Genomic DNA, 18,895 nt, shown 5'->3' with positions numbered 1-18,895 from the left:
ATCGCGGTGCCCGCCGCGTTATCTAGGACAAGCCCGATACCCGGCGCCGCGCGTCACCCGACCCGCTGCGCTTCATCATTACAGGCGCGCCTACTCCCAGAAGCTCCGGATTGCGACGGCCACGATCACCGGCACCGAGAACACCAGCGGAATCGCGAAATACTGCGCTTCGCGATCGACGACCCAGCTGTAGATCACCCACGCCGCGCCGATCGCGAACGTGATGAGGCCGACCGTGACGGCAGCGATGTTCAGGACCAGCTTCGATGGCTGGCGGCGCGTTTTGGCGTTGTCGTTGTCATCGCGCGGGGACGATTTCATCGGATGAGTGCGGCATCGGGCCGGAACATGGATAAAAGCACAGCAAACCCCATCCGCGCGGATCGCGCAAGGGCCGGCGCCTGCCGGCCCCTCATGTCCGTTCCCGCGCGTCAGAACCCGAACGATGCCGCCAGTTCGTCGAGCAGCTCGCGCTGGAACGCAACGAATCGCTCGCCGGGTTGCTGCGCGATCGCGAGATCGAGCATCGGATCGTCGACATCGGTGCGAATGCCGGCCAGTTCCTCGACGATCGCGAGCCCGCAGAAAGGCACGTACGCCTCCGAATACCCGCCTTCGTGAACGATCACGAGCCGCCCGCCGCAATGGCGCTGCGCGGCATCCTTCACCGCGCGCGTCATGAACCGGTAGCTGTCGGTATGCAGCTGCATGCGCGCGAGCGGATCGACCGCGCTCGCGTCGAGGCCGCTTGCCACGACGATCAGCTCGGGGCGAAAGCGCTCCAGCGCGGGCACGACGATCCGCTCGAACGCGTAGCGATACGCATCGTCGCCGCTGCCCGCGAGCAGCGGCACGTTCAGGTTCGCGCCCACGCCCGCGCCTTCGCCGCGATCGTCCGCACCGCTGTAGCCGGGCGGGAAGCAGCGGTCCTGGTGCAGCGAGATCGTCAGCGTGTCCGGATCGTCGTAGTAGATCGACTGCGTGCCGTTGCCGTGATGCACGTCCCAGTCGATCACGGCAACGCGCTCGATGCCGTATTTCGCGCGGGCGGCCTCGATCGCGATCGGGATGTTCGCCAGCATGCAGAAGCCCATCGGCCGGTCGCGCAGGCAGTGATGGCCGGGCGGCCGCGACAGCGAGAACGCATTCGCCGCGCGCTCGCCGACGACCGTATCGACCGCCGCGATCGCGAGGCCGGCCGACAGCGCGGCGATCTCGTAGCTGCCCTTGCCGAACGGCGCGAGATCGCCGAGGTCGCCGCCGTTCGCGTCGCTGAGGGCGCGGAACGCGTCGAGATAATGCGCCGGATGAATCCGCAGCAGGTCGGCGGTCGTGGCCGGCTCGGCGCCGCGCAGGTCGAGTTGCGCGGCGAGGCCCGACGCCTGCACGAGCGACAGGAAGCGGCGCTTCGAATCGGGAGATTCCGCGTAGCCCGCGCTCGACGGCGGCTGCACCCAGCCGCCGACCGGGAAGAACAGCGCGTGCGTGCCGCCGGTGTGCCAGAAGGTGCGTTCGTCGGTGAAAAAGGCAGTGCGATTCATGGATGTGCGTGACCTGTCACGGTTGGGGAGAAAGGGTGGGGCGCGCGCGGCGATCGATATGGCGCAGCGCGGCGAACGACACGATCGCGACGGCCGTCGCGGCCACGAACAGCGCGCGCATCGTGCCGCCGGCGTCGAGCATCAGGCCCGCAAGCAGCGGGCCGGCGGCAAGGCCTGCGCCGATCACGAAATTGAGCGTCGCGACGAGGCGGCCCGACGTGTCGATCTGCGCGACGGTCGCGAGGATGAACGGCAGCACGAACGTCCACGCGAACTTGAACGCGAAGATCGCCGCGCTGTAGCCGCCGGTGTGACGCATCGTGGCAAGCGCGACGAGTGACGCCGCAAGCAGCGCATAGCCGGCCGCCAGCATCGCGCGCCGCGCGAGCCGGCCGCCCGCGCACGAGGCGAGCACCGCGCCGGCGATCCCCATCACGCTCGCGATCGCGAGCATGTTGCCGGTCGACTGCGGATCGAGCCCGGCCTCGGCCGCCGCGCGGCTCGCGAACGTCCACACGCTGCCGATCGCGAGATAGAACGTCAGCACGGCACCGATGGCGAGCACGACGAAGCTGCGCGGCGTTTGCGTCGCGTCGCCGCGCGCCGTGTGCGCGGCTGCCGGCTGCGTGCCGAGCGACGACGGGAAGCCGCGCGACAGCGGCGCCGCGAGCAGGGCGAGCGCGGCGAGCGCAACGTACAGCGCGCGCAGCCCGAATGCGGCGAACACGTGCGGCAGCACGAACAGGCCGACCGCGCCCGCGATCAGCTGGCCGACGACCCACAGGCCGTATACGCGGTCGCTGTTCCTGCTCGTTGCCGCACTCGTCATGCAGAGCACCATCAGCGAGCCGCCGCCGAGCGCGGTGACGGCGCGCAGCGCGAGCAGCGCGGCAAAGCCCGGCATCCACAGCGCGGTCAGCAGGTTGCCCGCGCCGAACAGCGCGACGGCGAATGCCGCGACGCGGCGCGCGTCGACACGACCGAGCCACAGGTACGACGGCACGGTCGCGAGGCTGAACGCACCGAGTTCGACGAAGAAGTACGTGCCGATCTGCGACGCGGACAGCCCGAGCTGCGTCGCGAGCTGGCCGGCGACGGCCGGTGCGACGAGCAGCAACAGCGGCGTGATCGCCGCGAACACGACGAGTGCGGCGAGCGTCGAGCGCGCGAATGTCGACGCGCGGCCGTCGGGCGAGAGTGCGGCATCCGGAGACAGGGTTTTCATGGCGGAATCTCGTTGGAGGAATCAGAACAGGTGGTACATCCCGACCATCGCGCCGAACTGCGACGCACCGGCGAGCGGCGTCGGATCGTATTCGTAGACGGTCTGCGAGCTCTGGCCGCTGTTGCGCGCGTAGCCGAGGTTCACGTACGCGACGGTGCGTTTCGACAGCGCGTACGTGGTGCTCGCGATGAACAGCGTCGGGTGGCCGATCGCCGGCGTGCGCGAATCGGTGTGGTAGACGCCCGCGTTCAGGCCGATGCCGTTCGACGTCAGGTAACGCGCGCCGCCCCAGACGATCGTGCGTGCCGCGTCGAGGTCGCCGGTCAGTCGTTCGACGCCCGCATAGACGGTGAGCGGCAGCGTCGCGAACGCATAACGCGCGGCGAGCGTGCCGAGTTCGCGACGTCGTGAGGACGTGTCGTCGGCTGCCGACACATCGCCGTATGCCTGATGCAGCACCGCGCTGACCGACAGTCCGTTGCTCGTGTACTGGCCGCCGAGTTCGAGCACGCGTCCGGCGCGCGTATTGCCGGCGACGCCGGACGTCGCGGCGAGCGCCTCGACGTCGAAGCCCGCGAACGTCGGCGACTGGTACTTCACCGAATGGTCGATGAAGTTCGCATTCAACGGCACGAGCACGCCCTGGCCGCTATACGACGCATACCAGAGCGGGTCGTAGAACAGCGTCTTGTCGAACAGCACGCTGAACTGCCGGCCGAGCGTGACGGTGCCGGCGGGCCCCGCGATGCCGACGTAAGCGCCGCGGAAGAACGCGTAGCCCGGCACGGTCGCGGTGCCGTCGTTGACGTTGAGGCCCTGTTCGAGCTTGAGCAGCGCCCGCCAGCCGCCGCCGAGATCCTCGTGGCCCTTGATGCCGATCTGCGACGGCAGGATGCCGTAGTTCTGCAACTGCACGGCCGAGTGGCGTCCGTCGGCGTGCGTCAGGTATTGCACGCCGGCGTCGAGCGCGCCGTACAGCGTGAGGGCGGACTGCGCATGCGCGGCGGCGCTGCACGCGGCAAGCGTCGCGGCGGCCGCGGCCGTACGGATGAAGCGGGGTGTCGTCACGTGGGGTTCTCCATACCGTCCTGCATCGGTGTGTCGTTGGTGTTGTCGCGACGCAGTGTCCGCAGCGGGAAAGCCTTCGAACAGTCGTCCAGATGAACGGTGTGGAAAACCCGCGGTGCGCGGCACGGACGCGGTGGCATGCCGCAGTGCGGCGTGCTGCGCAGCAGCAACGCGATGCGCACCGTTCAAATGGATGGGGTTGGCGCCCGTTCCGGCACCTTGGCCTGCCAAAAAAGCCGCTCGCTATAATCGACCGGTGTCGTAGCGCACATCGGCAGCCCGATCGGGCAGGGGAGCGAAAGGTGAGGATCACGACGGATATCGGGCAGGATCTCGAAGCGCTGCGCGACGTGCCGGCCGCCATCGTGCTCGACGAATTCGCATGGCCGCCGCTACCGTCCCGGCGTGCCGATTTCGACGGCGTCGCGCGTGGCGACGCGTCGCAGCGCGAACTCGGGCTGATGCTGCTCGACCTGTACGCGGTCGCCGCGCAATCCGGCATCGGCGAATTCGAGTACCGGTTCTTTTCGTTGCTGCAGGCGCTCATTCCGTTCGATGCCGCGTGGACCGGCGTCGCGACCCATGCACCGACCGGCCCCGTGATGCACAACAGCTTCCTGTACCGCCTGCCGCACACGTTCTTCATCGACTGGAAGCGCGTGCGCGATTGCGACCCGCTCGCGCACCGCACGTTGCACGGCGCGCACGGCCGCGCGGTGCGGCTGACGGTCGTCGAGCCGGGGCTCGACGTGCGGTTTCGCGACTGGTGCGTGAAGTACGGGCTCGCACAGCTGATGTGCGTGTGTACGCTCGATCGCCGTTTCGGCCTGACGACGTTCATGTCGATCTACCGTCAGGGCCTGAACCGGCCGTTCAGCGAAGACGACGCGCGCCGTTTCGAGGAAGTGATTCCGCACCTCGCGGCTGCGCTGACGATCAATCGCGCCGCGCAGCTCACGCGCGAGCGCGCCGACACGGTTGCACCGGCGGCGCGTGCACTGTGCGACAACTTCGGTGTGCTCCACCATGCCGATCACGGCTTCGACGACGTGCTGCGCACCGAGTGGCCGGCCTGGGCCGGCGCGCGCGTGCCGGAGCCGCTCGTCGCGCACCTGCGGCGCCAGTCGGGCCAGCCGTTCGTCGGCGGCGCACTGCGCATCCAGTGCGTGCCGGTCGCGGGGCTGTTCCAGATCGAGGCGCGGCCCCGTTCGCTGCTCGACCGGCTGAGCCCGCGCGAGCTTGCGGCGATCCGTTATTACGGCTCGGGGCGCTCGCACAAGGAAGTCGCGCAGCAGATGGCGATTTCGCCGACGACCGTGCATCACTACCTGCGTTGCGCGTACCGCAAGCTCGGCATGCACGACAAGAGCCAGATCGCGGGCGTGCTCGGCGCGACGGGCGGCAGCATGGCCGACGATGAACCCGTCGAAGCCGGCAGCATGCCGCGCTGAAGTGAACGAACGCGGGCGCACGGCGCGCTTCCGCACGAATGGTTGTGCCCGCAACCATTGAGCGTTATGCTCGTCAGCTCCCAGGAGACGGAATTCCATCATGAACGACACGAATTCAGGGTCGGTGCGCGCGGCGGTGGTCGGTGTCGGCGCGATCGGCGGGTTGCTCGCGGCCGCGCTGTCGCGGGCCGGCATGACCGTGAGCGCCTATGCGCGCGGCGCAACGCTCGACGCGCTGAACACGTACGGCGTGCGCGTGATCGACGAAGCGGGCACCACGTCGTCGGTGCCGGTGCGGGCAAGCGATGACGCGGCCGCGCTCGGCGTGCAGGACTACGTGGTGATCGCGCTGAAGGCGCAGGCGCTGCCGGCGCTGGCCGCGCGCATTGCGCCGCTGGTCGGGCCGGACACCGTGATCGTCGCGGCGATGAACGGGTTGCCGTGGTGGTTCACGCACGGCCTCGCAGGGCCGGTCGACGGCGTGCCGCTCGATGCGGTGGATCCGGCCGGCGCGGTGTCGGCGGCGTTGCCGCCCGCGCAGGCGATCGGCTGCGTCGTGCACCTGTCGTCGAGCACCGACGCGCCGGGCGTCGTGCGCCGCGGGCGCGGCAACCGGCTGATCGTCGGCGCGCCGGACCAGCGGCTCGCCGCCGCCACGGCGCGGTTTGCCGCGGCGCTTGCGGCAGGCGGCTTCGACGTCGAGTCGACGCCCGCGATCCGGACCGAGATCTGGACGAAGCTGTGGGGCAACATGAACATGAATCCGCTGAGTGCGCTGACGGGTTCGACGGCCGAGCAGTTGCTCGACGATCCGTTCACGCAGGAACTTGCGCTGCGGATGATGGAGGAGGCGGCCGCGATCGGCGCGAAGCTCGGCCTGTCCACCGGGATGACCGGGCCCGAGCGGATCGCGGTGACGCGCAAGCTCGGCGCATTCAAGACGTCGATGCTGCAGGATGTCGAAGCAGGGCGTTCGCTTGAGATCGGGCCGATCCTCGGCGTGTTTCCGGAGCTCGGCCGCAAGCTTGGCGTGCCGACTCCGTACTGCGACGCGGTGCTCGGGCTGTTGCGCCAGCGCGCGACGAACAGCGGGCTGTAATACGCGCGGGGCCGCTGAATTCGCGGCCGCCGGCAACGCGCGATGCCGCCGCATGATGCAAAACGGGCCGCCCGGATCGCGCATGACGCGACGCGGGCGGCCTGTCTGATTCGTCGGATCAATACTGCCCGCTGCGTTCGGCCGTCCGGCGATGCCGGGGCCGTGACTCGGCTCAGTCGTCCCGTTCGGTGGCGTGCACGACGACCTTGTCGAGCAGCCGCTCGAACGTCTGGCGTTCGCTGTCGGACAGGCACGCGAGCAAGCCGTCGTTCCACTTGCGCACGATCGGCATGATCTTGCGATGCAGCGCGCGGCCGTCGGCGGTCAGCGCGATCAGCACGATCCGGCCGTCTTCCTCGCTCGCGCTGCGCTCGAGCAGGCCCTGGCGCAGCAGCGCCTCGGCCGCGCGGCTCGCCTGGCTCTTGTCGAGATTGGTGTGGCGCGCGAGATCCATGATCGAGAACGGGCCGAACGCGCCGACGGCGGCGATCACGCGCGCCTCGGGCAGCGAGATGTCGAGCTTGTGCCGGTACACCTCGCCGATCCCGCGGTCGGAGCGCTTCGTGAGCGCGTGGAGGCGATAGGTCAGAAACTGATCGAGCCCGGCTTGACGGCCTTTCATGTCGAATCCTGAAAAAAAAGGGCGGGCCCGATTGTTCCTGTATCGCGCGCTCGGGTCAACGGTCAGTGTGCGCCGTACTTCAGGCGTGTCAACTGTTCTGCTTCGTTCGCGAGCAGATTGGCCGCGTCGCGGATCGCGACGTCGAGCGTGATCGGCCCGGGGGCCGGCGAGAAGCAGCCGGAAAAATGTTCGGACAGGCGCGGCAGCGCGGCCGAATCGACCGCGCCCGACAGCAGCGACGCGGGGACACCGGCGGCCTGCGCATGCCGGCATGCGATGAACGGCGCCTTGCCGTGCAGCGTCTGCACGTCGGAACGGCCTTCGCCGGTGATCAGCCAGTCGGCGCCGGCGAGGGCGGCGTCGAGCCCGACCTGCCGCGCGACCACTTCGGCGCCGGCTTCGAACTGCGCGCCGAGCATGTGCAGCGCGAAACCGAGGCCGCCCGCGGCGCCCGCGCCCGGCAGGTCGCGGCTGCGGCGGTCGAGTGCGGCTTCGAGCAGGTCGGCGAAGCGGGCGAGGGCGGCGTCGAGGGTCGCGACCTGCGCGGGCGTCACGCCCTTTTGCGGACCGAACACGGCGGTCGCGCCGTGCGCGCCCGTCAGCGGGTTGTCGACGTCGGACATGCCGACGAATTCCGTTTCCTTCAGGCGCGGGTCGAGCCCCGACGCGTCGATGCGCGCGATGTCGGCGAGTCGCGCCGGCACCGGCTCGACCGGCTGGCCGCTTGCATCGAAGCATTGCAGGCCGAGGCCGGCGAGCAGCCCGGCGCCGGCGTCGTTGGTGCTGCTGCCGCCGAGCGCGACGAAGAAGCGGCGCACGCCTTCGTCGAGCAGCGTGCGGATCGCCTCGCCCATCCCGCGCGTGCTGCGCGCGTCGACCGGCACGCTCATGCCGACCGGATCGGTAATGCCGACGATTTCGGCCGTCTCGACGATCGCGGTGCGCGCGTCGATCACGCCGACTGCCGCGTCGCGTGCCGCGAGCGACGCACCGGCTACCCGCAGCGTGCGGCGCGTGCCGCCGCCTGCCAGCATCGCATCGAGCGTGCCTTCTCCGCCGTCGGCCATCGGGCAGCAGCGCACGACGGCGTCGGGCCGGGCGCGGCGAATGCCGGTGGCGATCGCGTCCGCGACCTGCTCGGCGGAAAGCGAGCCTTTGAACGAATCGGGCGCGATGACGACGACAGGCGCGGACGGGTGTTGCGGCATGGTGTCTCCGGAAGGCGTGATTAGTGTGAAGAATGGCGGGGCCGCAATGGCGGCTCACTCTCTATCGGAGCTTACAGGATGGCGGGCCCGTGGTGGATACGGCGTTCGGCATAGCGGCGATCCGCGCGCATTGCCGTGCAAGGGGCCGTCGACACGGCGGGGACACGCGTGTGTCGCGCTGATCTGGCGGTGAGAGGAAAATTGTTTGCTAGAATAGTCGATTCTTCCGGCCAAAGCCGTGCTCCGAGCCGCTTGCGCTAGCCATCCGGCACGTGCAGGGATGGCGTGGCGCTCCGGCGCGGCGTGTGAAGGTGACGCTTGATGTGACGCACTTCACGCCGCAGGCAGGCACGGCAAGGAAAACCCGATTCGCTCGAATAATTTTAGGACGATTGAAGCCATGGCTAACGTTGTTGAGAACCTCGGCAAGCTTGAACGCCGCGTGACGATTTCCCTGCCGAAAGACACCGTGCAGAAGGAAATCGACGCCCGTATCCAGAAACTCGCGAAGAACGTGCGCATGCCGGGTTTCCGCCCGGGCAAGGTGCCGCTCAAGATGGTCGCGCAACAATACGCGGGTCAGGTCGAGGCAGAAGTGCTGAGCGACAAGATCGGCCAGGAATTCTTCACGATCAGCCGCGCGGAAAACCTGCGCGTCGCCGGCCAGCCGAGCTTCGAGCCGAAGCAGGAACAGGCTGAAGATGCGTACGCGTTCGACGCGACGTTCGAGGTCTACCCGGAAGTGCAGATCGGCGATCTGGCGACGGCTGAAGTCGAGCGCTCGACGACGTCGATCGGCGACGCTGAAATCGACCGCACGCTGGACATCCTGCGCAAGCAGCGCGTCCACTTCCACGCACGCGGCGAAGCCGGCGAGCACGGCGACGGCGGCGCGGACACCGCAGCGAAGAACGGCGACCGCGTGACGGTCGACTTCGTCGGCAAGATCGACGACGTCGCGTTCCAGGGCGGCACGGCCGAAGATTTCCCGTTCGTGCTCGGCGAAGGCCGCATGCTGCCGGAATTCGAAACCGCCGCACTGGGCCTGAAGGTCGGTGAAGCGCGTACGTTCGACCTGAAGTTCCCGGACGATTACCACGGTGCCGACGTCGCGGGCAAGACCGCGCAATTCACGGTCACGATGAAGAAGATCGAGTGGCCGCACCTGCCGGAAATCGACGGCGAATTCGCGAAGTCGCTCGGCATCGAAGACGGCGACCTCACGAAGATGCGCGGCGAGATCAAGGACAACCTCGAGCGCGAAGCGAAGCGCCGCACGCAGTCGATCGTCAAGAACCAGGTGATGGACGCGCTGCTGAAGATCTCCGAACTCGACGTGCCGAAGGCACTGATCGAGCAGGACCAGCAACGTCTCGTCGAAATGGCTCGCCAGGATCTGGCGCAGCGCGGCGTGCCGAACGCGAAGGACGCACCGATCCCGGCGGAAATGTTTGCCGAGCAGGCCGAGCGCCGCGTGAAGCTGGGCCTCGTGCTGGCCGAGCTGGTGAAGTCGAACGGCCTGGAAGCGAAGCCGGAACAGATCCGCGCGGAAGTCGACGAGTTCGCGAAGAGCTACGAAGACCCGAAGGAAGTGGTCCGCTGGTATTATTCCAACCAGCAGCGCCTCGCCGAGATGGAAGCGTTCGTCGTTGAAAGCAACGTCGTCGATTTCGTGCTGGGCAAGGCGAAGGTGACGGACAAGGAAGTGAGCTTCGAGGCACTCGCGAGCGCATCGGCGCAAGCGTAAGTGTTGCTCTAGCGGCGTGCCGGCTGTCGGAGCGACGGCCCGCACGCCGTTTTTACGTCAAGCGCACGGTTGCCATTAATATGGCGATTGAGCGGGCGGCTTCCTTCCGTTCAATTTTCCATTCGAACAAGGTTCATTGAATGATCACTCGCGCTGAATTGCTGGACATGCTTGCTTCGAACGCGCCGCAGGGTTTCGAGGCGCAAGCGCTGGGGCTGGTGCCGATCGTCGTCGAAACGAGCGGCCGCGGCGAGCGTTCGTACGATATCTACTCGCGTCTCCTGAAGGAGCGCCTGGTGTTCATGGTCGGCGAAGTGAACGACCAGACCGCCAACCTCGTGGTCGCGCAATTGCTGTTCCTCGAGAGCGAGAATCCCGACAAGGACATCAGCCTCTACATCAACAGCCCGGGCGGCTCGGTGTCGGCCGGCATGGCGATCTACGACACGATGCAGTTCATCAAGCCGGACGTGTCGACGCTGTGCATGGGGCTCGCGGCCAGCATGGGCGCGTTCCTGCTCGCGTCGGGTGCGAAGGGCAAGCGCTTCGCGCTGCCGAACTCGCGCGTGATGATTCACCAGCCGCTCGGCGGCGCGCGCGGCCAGGCATCCGACATCGAGATCCAGGCACGCGAAATCCTCTACCTGAAGGAGCGGCTGAACCAGTTGCTCGCGCAGCACACGGGCCAGGACGTCGAGCGCATCGCGCGCGACACCGACCGTGATAACTTCATGTCGAGCGAGGATGCGAAGGCATACGGGCTGATCGATCAGGTGCTGCTGAAGCGCCCGTGAGCATAAGTGGGGTGCCGCCCCGATTCGTGCGGCGGCCCCTGCTGTCCCGAACGCCCTGAGCATCTGCGGCAAGCACATCCAGCCGGCTCCGGTCGCGCCCTAGGCGCGGCGTCCGGAGCATTCGGCGTATCATGTCATTTACCTGTCCGGAGGCTCTACATTCATGGCGGACAAAAAAGGTTCGAACAGCGAGAAGCTGTTGTATTGCTCGTTTTGCGGGAAAAGCCAGCATGAGGTGAAAAAACTCATCGCGGGCCCGTCGGTGTTCATCTGCGATGAATGTATCGACCTCTGCAACGAAATCATTCGCGACGAGGCGGCTGCCGCCGGCGTCGAGGCCAGCCTGTCCCGGTCGGATTTGCCGAGCCCGCAGGAAATTCGCGACATCCTCGATCAGTACGTGATCGGCCAGGAGCGCGCGAAGAAGATCCTCGCGGTGGCCGTGTACAACCACTACAAGCGCCTGAAGCATCTCGACAAGAAGGATGACGTCGAGCTGTCGAAGAGCAACATTCTGCTGATCGGCCCGACGGGCTCCGGCAAGACGCTGCTCGCGCAGACGCTCGCGCGGTTGCTGAACGTGCCGTTCGTGATCGCCGATGCGACGACGCTGACCGAAGCCGGCTACGTCGGCGAAGACGTCGAGAACATCATCCAGAAGCTGTTGCAGAACTGCAACTACGAGGTTGACAAGGCCCAGCGCGGGATCGTCTACATCGACGAAATCGACAAGATCAGCCGCAAGTCGGACAACCCGTCGATCACGCGCGACGTGTCGGGCGAGGGTGTCCAGCAGGCGCTGCTGAAGCTCGTCGAAGGCACGATGGCGTCGGTGCCGCCGCAGGGCGGCCGCAAGCACCCGAACCAGGATTTCATCCAGGTCGACACGACCAACATCCTGTTCATCTGCGGCGGCGCGTTCGACGGTCTCGAAAAGGTGATCACCGATCGCACCGAGAAAACCGGCATCGGCTTCGGCGCAACGGTCAAGAGCAAGCAGGAGCGCGACGCGGGCGAAGTGCTGCGCGAGACGGAACCGGAAGACCTGATCAAATTCGGGCTGATCCCCGAATTGATCGGCCGCCTGCCGGTGGTCGCGACGCTCGGCAAGCTCGATGAAGCCGCGCTGATGAAGATCCTGGTCGAGCCGAAGAATGCGCTCGTCAAGCAGTATCACAAGCTGTTCGCGATGGAGCGCGTCGAGCTGGAAATCCGGCCGGGCGCGCTGCAGGCAGTCGCCCGCAAGGCGATCCGCCGCAAGACCGGCGCGCGCGGTTTGCGTTCGATCATCGAACAGGCGCTGCTCGACGTGATGTACGAGCTGCCGACGATGAAAGGGGTCAGCAAAGTCATCATCGACGAGAACGTCATCGATGGCGACGGCAAGCCTTTGCTGATCTACGAGGACACGCCGAAGGTGGCGGGTTCGAACTGACCGGCTTGCCGACGATGTTCTGCGAAAAAGGCCGTTCATGAGACCGTGGGCGGCTTTTTTTCGTTTATCTTGTGGGTAACTCTGACTCGACACGCGGTGGTTACTTTCTTACCGAATATTTCCCGCACTTGAAGGCTTGCAATTCGTTGTGGCGGCCTCAATTACCGAACAATTGATTCCACTCATGGGGAAATGAAATGTCAGGCACCCAACTTCTCCCGCCGGAACGCATCACGCTCCCGCTGCTGCCGCTGCGGGACGTCGTCGTTTTCCCGCACATGGTCATTCCGCTCTTCGTGGGCCGGCCGAAATCGATCAAGGCCCTCGAAGCAGCGATGGAAGGTGGCAAGCACATCATGCTCGTCGCCCAGAAAACCGCGGCCAAGGACGAACCGACCGAAAAGGACATGTACGAGGTCGGTTGTATCGCCAACATCCTGCAGATGCTGAAGCTGCCGGACGGCACCGTGAAGGTGCTCGTCGAGGGCCTGCAGCGCGCGAAGGCGTTGTCGATCGAAGAACAGGAGACGCAGTTCTCCTGCGAAGTGATGCCGCTCGAGCCCGATCACGCCGACAGCGCTGAAACGGAAGCGCTGCGCCGTGCGATCGTGTCGCAGTTCGACCAGTACGTGAAGCTGAACAAGAAGATCCCGCCGGAGATCCTCACGTCGCTGTCGGGCATCGACGAAGCCGGCCGCCTCGCCGACATGATCGCCGAGCGCCTGCCGCTGAAGCTCGACCAGAAGCAGCACATCCTCGAGATGTTCCCGGTCATCGAGCGCCTCGAGCACCTGCTTGCGCAGCTCGAAGCCGAGATCGACATCCTGCAGGTCGAAAAGCGCATCCGCGGGCGCGTGAAGCGCCAGATGGAAAAGAGCCAGCGCGAGTACTACCTGAACGAACAGGTCAAGGCGATCCAGAAGGAACTGGGCGAAGGCGAAGAGGGTGCGGATCTCGAGGAACTCGAGAAGCGCATCAACGCCGCGCGCATGCCGAAGGAAGCCAAGAAGAAGGCCGACGCCGAGCTGAAGAAGCTGAAGCTGATGTCGCCGATGTCCGCGGAAGCGACCGTCGTGCGCAACTACATCGACACGCTGATCGGCCTGCCGTGGCGCAAGAAGAGCAAGGTCAACAACGACCTGTCGAACGCCGAGCAGGTGCTCGACGAGGATCACTTCGGCCTCGAGAAGGTCAAGGAACGGATCCTCGAGTATCTCGCGGTGCAACAGCGCGTGGACAAGGTCAAGGCGCCGATCCTGTGCCTCGTCGGGCCTCCGGGCGTCGGCAAGACCTCGCTCGGCCAGTCGATCGCCCGTGCGACGAACCGCAAGTTCGTCCGGATGGCGCTCGGCGGCGTGCGTGACGAAGCCGAGATCCGCGGCCACCGCCGTACGTACATCGGTTCGATGCCGGGCAAGATCCTGCAAAGCCTCGCGAAGGTCGGCGTGCGCAATCCGCTCTTCCTGCTCGACGAAGTCGACAAGATGGGTATGGATTTCCGCGGCGATCCGTCGTCGGCGCTGCTCGAAGTGCTCGATCCGGAACAGAACCACACGTTCGCCGACCACTACATCGAAGTCGACTTCGATCTGTCGGACGTGATGTTCGTTGCGACGTCGAACTCGCTGAACATCCCGCCGCCGCTGCTCGACCGGATGGAAGTGATCCGTCTGTCGGGTTACACGGAAGACGAGAAGGTCAGCATTGCCCAGCGTTACCTGCTGCCGAAGCAGAAGAAGAACAACGGGCTGAAGGACGGCGAGATCGACGTCACCGAACAGGCGATCCGCGACATCATCCGCTACTACACGCGCGAAGCCGGTGTGCGTTCGCTCGAGCGGGAAGTGTCGAAGATCTGCCGCAAGGTCGTGAAGATGCTGCTGCTGAAGAAGGCATCGGGCGCGATCAAGGTCGATGGCGAGAACCTCGACACGTTCCTCGGCGTGCGCAAGTACGACTTCGGCCTCGCGGCGAAGGAAAACCAGGTCGGTCAGGTGACCGGCCTCGCGTGGACGGAAGTCGGCGGCGATCTGCTGACGATCGAAGCCGCGGTGATGCCGGGCAAGGGCAACGTGATCCGTACGGGTTCGCTCGGCGACGTGATGAAGGAGTCGGTCGAGGCTGCGCGTTCTGTCGTGCGCTCGCGCTCGCGCCGTCTGGGCATCAAGGACGAAGCGTTCGAGAAGCAGGACATCCACATCCACGTGCCGGAAGGTGCGACGCCGAAGGACGGTCCGTCCGCCGGCGGTGCGATGACGACCGCGCTGGTGTCGGTGCTGACGGGTATCCCCGTGCGTGCCGATGTCGCGATGACGGGCGAAATCACGTTGCGTGGCGAAGTGCTGCCGATCGGCGGGCTGAAGGAAAAGCTGCTGGCTGCGCATCGCGGCGGCATCAAGCTCGTGCTGATTCCGGAAGAGAACGTGAAGGATCTCGCGGACATTCCGGACAACGTGAAGAACGCGATCGAGATCGTGCCGGTTCGCTGGATCGACAAGGTGCTGGAACTCGCGCTCGAGCGTTCGCCGACTCCGCTGCCGCCGGAAGAAGAGGCGAAGGCAGCAGCGCCGGTCGGCGAGGCGGCGAAGGATGCCGGCTCGACGGAAGTCGTCAAGCACTGAGACCTGGAGCGCCGTCGTTGCTGACGGTTGTTCACGAAACCCGCGACATGTCCGCGGGTTTTTTTATGCGCTTCGGAAGCGTGCGCGCGAATGTTAAAAAAATTCGCGGATGGGCTTGGCAAAATGATCGGGGATGAATTAAACTTGCGGGCTCGCTGATTGTTGATGCGGAAACGCAGATCGCAGTCAGAACGAATCGGAAACGGGTGCTTAGCTCAGCTGGTAGAGCGGCGCCCTTACAAGGCGTAGGTCGGGGGTTCGAACCCCTCAGCACCCACCAGTTTCACGATTCAGCCAGACCAAGGAGCGGTAGTTCAGTCGGTTAGAATACCGGCCTGTCACGCCGGGGGTCGCGGGTTCGAGTCCCGTCCGCTCCGCCAGAAAATAAGAAAGCCCGCCTTGTGCGGGCTTTTTTATTTTCATCGTCGATTGCGCCCGTAATCGGGCGTGTGATTGCGGAGTGGAGGAAGCCGCCTGCGCGGCCCGCACGATGTAGGCGAGTCCCGTCCGCTTCGCCAGAAAAATGAAGAAGCCCGCCTCGCGCGGGCTTTTTCATGGGTGTTTCCGGCTGCGCTCGCGCGCAGTACGTCTGCTTTTCTCCCGTCCCACCCCGTATGTTGTAATATCGGACGTTTTGTCCAATTTTCCCGTCACGCATGCTCGATTTCTTCCGTAATCACCAGCGCCTGATGATGGCGCTCCTGCTCCTGATCGTGTTGCCGGGGCTGGGTTTCGTCGGGATCCAAGGCTTCCGCGGTTTCTTCGACGACAGTGCGAACGTCGCGGCGGTCAACGGGCACAAGATCACGCGGGTCGAATTCGACGGCGCGTTCCGCCAGCAGATCGACCAGGCCCGCCAGGCACTCGGCGGGCAGTTCGACGTCAAGATGTTCGATACGCCCGAGCATCGCAAGCAGGTGCTCGACGGCCTGATCCAGCAACGTGTGCTGGCCGACGAGACGCAACGTCTGCACCTGACTGCGTCCGACAATGCCGTGCGCGATGCACTGATGAGCGATCCGATGATCGCTTCGCTCAAGAAGCCCGATGGGTCGATCGACGTCGAGCGTTATGCGCAACTGCTGTCGTTCCAGGGGATGACGCCCGAGCAGTACCAGGAGCGTGTGCGCTACAGCCTGTCGCTGCAGCAGATTCCGGCCAGCATCGTGTCGAGCGCATTCACGCCGAAGAGCCTCGCGCAACGTCTGTCCGAACTCGCCGCGCAGCAGCGCGAAGTGCAGGCGCTGGTGCTGAAGACGAGCGACTTCGCCGCGAAGGTCCAGCCGACCGACGCGCAGCTCAACGCGTACTATGACGCGCACAAGCAGAGCTTCGCGACGCCGGAAACCGCGACGATCCAGTACCTCGTCTATTCGCCGGCCGCAGCGGCCGCGAGCGCGCAGCCGACCGACGCGGACATCAAGAAGTTCTACGACGACAACCCGACGCACTTCCGCACCGAAGCGCAAGTGCGCGTGAGCCACATCTTCATCGCGGCGCCGGGCAGCGCCAGCGCGGCCGACAAGACGGCAGCGAAGACGAAGGCCGAGCAACTGCTCGCCGACGTGAAGGCGCATCCGGACCAGTTCGCGCAAATCGCGCAGAAGAATTCGCAGGACGCGCCGTCGGCAGCGAAGGGCGGCGACCTCGGCTTCATCACGCGCGGTTCGACGGCCGGCGGCAAGGCGTTCGACGATGCGGCGTTCGCACTCAAGCAGGGTGACGTGAGCGGTGTCGTGCAGTCGGATCTCGGCTTCCACATCCTGAAGGCGACCGAAGTGAAGCCGGCAGTCGTCAAGCCGTTCGCGGAAGTGAAGGACGAGATCGCCGCCAGCCTGAAGCAGCAGTACGCATCGAAGGCGTTCACGGACAACGCGGAAGGCTTCACGTCGACCGTGTACGAAAAGGCGAAGACGCTGCAGCCGGCCGCGGACAAGTACAAGCTGACGATCCAGACGGCCACCGTCACGCCGACGCCGAATCCGCAACTGCCGCCGACGAGCCCGCTGAACAATCCGAAGCTCCTGGCTGCGGTATTCGCAAACGACTCGGTGAAGAGCCAGAACAACACGCAGGCGATCGACGTCGGCAACAACACGCTGATCTCGGCGCGCGTGACCGACTACAAGCCGGCTGCCGTGCCCGCGCTCGACGCGATCAAGGACGTCGTGCGCCAGAAGGTCGTCGCCGAGCAGGCCGCGGAACTCGCGAAGAAGGATGGCGTGGCGAAGCTCGCCGAGCTGCAGAAGTCGAAGTCGGCTGACGGGTTCTCCGTTGCGCAGAAGGTGTCGCGCACGCAGTCGCAAGGTCTGACGCCGGCTGCACTGAGCGCCGTCTACAAGGTCGATGCAAAGACGCTGCCAGCTTACGTCGGTGTCGATCTCGGCGCGGACGGCTACGCGATCTACCGTGTGAACGCGGTGATCCCGGGTTCGGCAGTCGATCCGCAGCAACTGGCGGCCGCACAGCAGCAGATGGCGCAGGTCGACGCACAGAGCGAAGGCGAGGCCTATCTCACCGCGCTGCGCGATCGCTCGAAGGTGAAGCTGTACGGTTCGACGTCGAGCCAGAAGCAGGACGGCGACGACTGAACACCGTTTCGCCCGCAATCCAAACAGCCCCGCTTCGAGCGGGGCTTTTTGTTTTCCGGCAGGGGGCGTCAGCCGCGGGGCTTGCCGAGCAACGGCTTCAGCGCCGGCCACACATTGTCGAGCAGGATGCCCTGTGCCTGCTGCGCGGGATGCATCTGGTCAGCCTGGAACATCTCGGGCTTGTTCTCGATGCCGGCCAGCAGGAACGGCACGAGCGGCACGTCGAGATCTTTCGACAGCCGCGTGTAGACGGCGTGGAACTTCTGCGTGTAGTCGGGGCCGTAATTGGGCGGCACGTACATGCCGACCAGCACGACCTTCGCTTGCACACGTCGCGCGCCGGCAATGATGTCGCGCAGGTTCTGCTCGGTCGTCGCGAGCGGCACGCCGCGCAGTGCATCGTTCGAACCGAGTTCGACGACGACGATCGAAGGTTTGAGCCGCTGCAGCACCGCGGGCAGCCGCGCACGACCGCCGCTCGTGGTGTCGCCGCTGACGCTGGCGTTCGCGACGCTATAATCGATTCGCTCGGTCGTGAGCCGTTGCCGCAGCAGCGCAACCCAGCCGGTGTCGCGCGGCAAGCCGTATTCGGCCGACAGGCTGTCGCCGAGCACGACGATCACGGGCGGGCCCGATGTCGGCGCCGTCGCGGCGTGTGCCGGCACGGTGACGGCCAGCAGCGTGCCCAGCAGCGCGGCGACCGCCGTGCGTCTTTTCCAGCGAAATGTCGTGTCCATGTTCAAGATTACCGATCCGATCATCGAAGTCCATGACGTGTGCAAGCGGGTTGCCGATGCAACGGGCGAGTTGACGATCCTCGACGGCATCACGCTTGCCGTGCGGCCGGGCAGCAGCCTCGCGATCGTCGGCGCATCGGGGTCGGGCAAATCGACGCTGCTCGGCCTGCTTGCAGGGTTGGACAGCGCGACGAGCGGCACGGTTCGCCTGCTCGGCCGCGCGCTCGACTCGCTCGACGAGGACGCGCGCGCCGCGCTGCGCAACGGCGCGGTCGGGTTCGTGTTCCAGTCGTTCCAGTTGATGCCGCACCTGACGGCGCTCGAAAACGTGATGCTGCCGCTCGAACTGCAGGGCGGCATCAGCGCACGCGATGCGGCCGACCGTGCCCGCGCGCTGCTCGTGCAGGTCGGGCTCGGCGAACGCACCGCGCATTATCCGAAACTGTTGTCGGGCGGCGAGCAGCAACGCGTCGCACTTGCGCGCGCCTTCGTCACGCGCCCGTCGATCCTGTTTGCCGACGAGCCGACCGGCAGTCTCGACGCGGCGACGGGCCATGCAGTCATCGACCTGATGTTCGAACTGAACCGCACGCACGGCGCCACGCTCGTGCTCGTCACGCACGATGCCGAACTCGCGCGCCGCTGCGAGACGACCGTGACGCTCGACACCGGCCGCATCGTCGCGCCGCATACGGCATAGCGCCGCGCATGCGTTTTTTCTGCCGGCCACGCAGGACGTACTGCGCGGCCGGCACG

15 protein-coding genes and 2 tRNA genes are annotated in these 18,895 nt (G+C 66.0%); 10 read left to right on the top strand and 7 right to left on the bottom strand.

The window, feature by feature from the left end; genetic code table 11:
- Positions 1-90: 90 nt before the first annotated feature.
- The 4 genes from BLA15945_RS17475 to BLA15945_RS17460 form a co-directional block, all read right to left on the bottom strand.
- Complete coding sequence (locus BLA15945_RS17475) at positions 91-321, bottom strand: hypothetical protein (protein WP_059233918.1); 231 nt, start codon at positions 319-321, stop codon at positions 91-93.
- Between the two features lie 110 nt (positions 322-431).
- Complete coding sequence (locus tag BLA15945_RS17470) at positions 432-1,541, bottom strand: class II histone deacetylase (protein ID WP_174993010.1); 1,110 nt, start codon at positions 1,539-1,541, stop codon at positions 432-434.
- Between the two features lie 16 nt (positions 1,542-1,557).
- The gene (locus BLA15945_RS17465; protein ID WP_174993009.1) at positions 1,558-2,766 is read right to left on the bottom strand and encodes an MFS transporter; all 1,209 of its coding nucleotides are present in this window, start codon (positions 2,764-2,766) and stop codon (positions 1,558-1,560) included.
- A gap of 21 nt (positions 2,767-2,787) precedes the next feature.
- Positions 2,788-3,834 carry a porin gene (locus BLA15945_RS17460; RefSeq protein WP_174993008.1) on the bottom strand — a complete coding sequence of 349 codons (1,047 nt, stop codon included), beginning with the start codon at positions 3,832-3,834 and terminating at the stop codon, positions 2,788-2,790.
- A 302-nt stretch (positions 3,835-4,136) separates the two neighbouring features.
- Here BLA15945_RS17460 and BLA15945_RS17455 point away from each other — a divergent pair, with 302 nt between their 5' ends.
- Together BLA15945_RS17455 and BLA15945_RS17450 are read left to right on the top strand one after the other, a co-directional pair.
- Positions 4,137-5,285 (top strand): helix-turn-helix transcriptional regulator, encoded by a 1,149-nt coding sequence (locus BLA15945_RS17455; protein WP_174993007.1) that lies wholly within the window; start codon positions 4,137-4,139, stop codon positions 5,283-5,285.
- A gap of 100 nt (positions 5,286-5,385) precedes the next feature.
- Positions 5,386-6,384, top strand: a complete 999-nt coding sequence (locus BLA15945_RS17450) for a 2-dehydropantoate 2-reductase (protein WP_174993006.1) — start codon at positions 5,386-5,388, stop codon at positions 6,382-6,384.
- Between the two features lie 172 nt (positions 6,385-6,556).
- Here the strand turns inward: BLA15945_RS17450 and BLA15945_RS17445 are convergent, their stop codons facing one another.
- The gene (locus tag BLA15945_RS17445) at positions 6,557-7,006 is read right to left on the bottom strand and encodes a MarR family winged helix-turn-helix transcriptional regulator (RefSeq protein ID WP_174993005.1); all 450 of its coding nucleotides are present in this window, start codon (positions 7,004-7,006) and stop codon (positions 6,557-6,559) included.
- A gap of 62 nt (positions 7,007-7,068) precedes the next feature.
- Positions 7,069-8,214 carry a glycerate kinase gene (locus tag BLA15945_RS17440; RefSeq protein WP_059233925.1) on the bottom strand — a complete coding sequence of 382 codons (1,146 nt, stop codon included), beginning with the start codon at positions 8,212-8,214 and terminating at the stop codon, positions 7,069-7,071.
- A gap of 400 nt (positions 8,215-8,614) precedes the next feature.
- On the opposite strand from BLA15945_RS17440, the gene tig reads away from it, so the two are divergent.
- From tig to BLA15945_RS17405, 7 genes are all read left to right on the top strand, one after another.
- Positions 8,615-9,961: a trigger factor gene (gene tig, locus BLA15945_RS17435; RefSeq protein WP_059233926.1), complete on the top strand. Its 1,347-nt coding sequence runs from the start codon at positions 8,615-8,617 to the stop codon at positions 9,959-9,961.
- Between the two features lie 140 nt (positions 9,962-10,101).
- Positions 10,102-10,755: an ATP-dependent Clp endopeptidase proteolytic subunit ClpP gene (gene clpP / locus BLA15945_RS17430; RefSeq protein WP_010092137.1), complete on the top strand. Its 654-nt coding sequence runs from the start codon at positions 10,102-10,104 to the stop codon at positions 10,753-10,755.
- Positions 10,756-10,918: 163 nt separating this feature from the next.
- Positions 10,919-12,190 (top strand): ATP-dependent Clp protease ATP-binding subunit ClpX, encoded by a 1,272-nt coding sequence (clpX, locus tag BLA15945_RS17425; RefSeq protein WP_006489345.1) that lies wholly within the window; start codon positions 10,919-10,921, stop codon positions 12,188-12,190.
- A 197-nt stretch (positions 12,191-12,387) separates the two neighbouring features.
- The gene (gene lon / locus BLA15945_RS17420; RefSeq protein WP_059233927.1) at positions 12,388-14,811 is read left to right on the top strand and encodes an endopeptidase La; all 2,424 of its coding nucleotides are present in this window, start codon (positions 12,388-12,390) and stop codon (positions 14,809-14,811) included.
- A gap of 204 nt (positions 14,812-15,015) precedes the next feature.
- A tRNA-Val gene (locus BLA15945_RS17415) sits at positions 15,016-15,091 on the top strand.
- A gap of 23 nt (positions 15,092-15,114) precedes the next feature.
- Positions 15,115-15,191 (top strand) — tRNA-Asp (locus BLA15945_RS17410).
- A gap of 276 nt (positions 15,192-15,467) precedes the next feature.
- Positions 15,468-17,402 carry a SurA N-terminal domain-containing protein gene (locus BLA15945_RS17405; RefSeq protein WP_174993004.1) on the top strand — a complete coding sequence of 645 codons (1,935 nt, stop codon included), beginning with the start codon at positions 15,468-15,470 and terminating at the stop codon, positions 17,400-17,402.
- A 68-nt stretch (positions 17,403-17,470) separates the two neighbouring features.
- Here BLA15945_RS17405 and BLA15945_RS17400 read toward each other — a convergent pair whose 3' ends face one another.
- The gene (locus BLA15945_RS17400; RefSeq protein WP_174993003.1) at positions 17,471-18,139 is read right to left on the bottom strand and encodes an arylesterase; all 669 of its coding nucleotides are present in this window, start codon (positions 18,137-18,139) and stop codon (positions 17,471-17,473) included.
- Here BLA15945_RS17400 and BLA15945_RS17395 point away from each other — a divergent pair.
- Positions 18,138-18,839 (top strand): ABC transporter ATP-binding protein, encoded by a 702-nt coding sequence (locus BLA15945_RS17395; RefSeq protein WP_059233930.1) that lies wholly within the window; start codon positions 18,138-18,140, stop codon positions 18,837-18,839. The two genes, BLA15945_RS17400 and BLA15945_RS17395, sit on opposite strands and share 2 nt — an antisense overlap.
- Positions 18,840-18,895: the final 56 nt, after the last annotated feature.

It is taken from the genome of Burkholderia arboris, from assembly GCF_902499125.1.
GTDB classification, from domain to species: domain Bacteria; phylum Pseudomonadota; class Gammaproteobacteria; order Burkholderiales; family Burkholderiaceae; genus Burkholderia; species Burkholderia arboris.
Note: the sequence above shows the minus strand (reverse complement) of the source record. Positions and strands in the feature narration are given on the sequence as shown.

Excerpts from the sequence above, each read along its gene's own strand:
- BLA15945_RS17395 (WP_059233930.1), top strand. The coding sequence starts at position 18,138 with ATGTTCAAGATTACCGATCCGATCATCGAAGTCCATGACGTGTGCAAG.
- BLA15945_RS17440 (WP_059233925.1), bottom strand. The coding sequence starts at position 8,214 with ATGCCGCAACACCCGTCCGCGCCTGTCGTCGTCATCGCGCCCGATTCG.
- BLA15945_RS17470 (WP_174993010.1), bottom strand. The coding sequence starts at position 1,541 with ATGAATCGCACTGCCTTTTTCACCGACGAACGCACCTTCTGGCACACC.
- clpX (WP_006489345.1), top strand. The coding sequence starts at position 10,919 with ATGGCGGACAAAAAAGGTTCGAACAGCGAGAAGCTGTTGTATTGCTCG.
- BLA15945_RS17475 (WP_059233918.1), bottom strand. The coding sequence starts at position 321 with ATGAAATCGTCCCCGCGCGATGACAACGACAACGCCAAAACGCGCCGC.
- BLA15945_RS17450 (WP_174993006.1), top strand. The coding sequence starts at position 5,386 with ATGAACGACACGAATTCAGGGTCGGTGCGCGCGGCGGTGGTCGGTGTC.
- BLA15945_RS17445 (WP_174993005.1), bottom strand. The coding sequence starts at position 7,006 with ATGAAAGGCCGTCAAGCCGGGCTCGATCAGTTTCTGACCTATCGCCTC.
- BLA15945_RS17400 (WP_174993003.1), bottom strand. The coding sequence starts at position 18,139 with ATGGACACGACATTTCGCTGGAAAAGACGCACGGCGGTCGCCGCGCTG.
- tig (WP_059233926.1), top strand. The coding sequence starts at position 8,615 with ATGGCTAACGTTGTTGAGAACCTCGGCAAGCTTGAACGCCGCGTGACG.
- BLA15945_RS17405 (WP_174993004.1), top strand. The coding sequence starts at position 15,468 with ATGCTCGATTTCTTCCGTAATCACCAGCGCCTGATGATGGCGCTCCTG.
- lon (WP_059233927.1), top strand. The coding sequence starts at position 12,388 with ATGTCAGGCACCCAACTTCTCCCGCCGGAACGCATCACGCTCCCGCTG.
- BLA15945_RS17465 (WP_174993009.1), bottom strand. The coding sequence starts at position 2,766 with ATGAAAACCCTGTCTCCGGATGCCGCACTCTCGCCCGACGGCCGCGCG.
- clpP (WP_010092137.1), top strand. The coding sequence starts at position 10,102 with ATGATCACTCGCGCTGAATTGCTGGACATGCTTGCTTCGAACGCGCCG.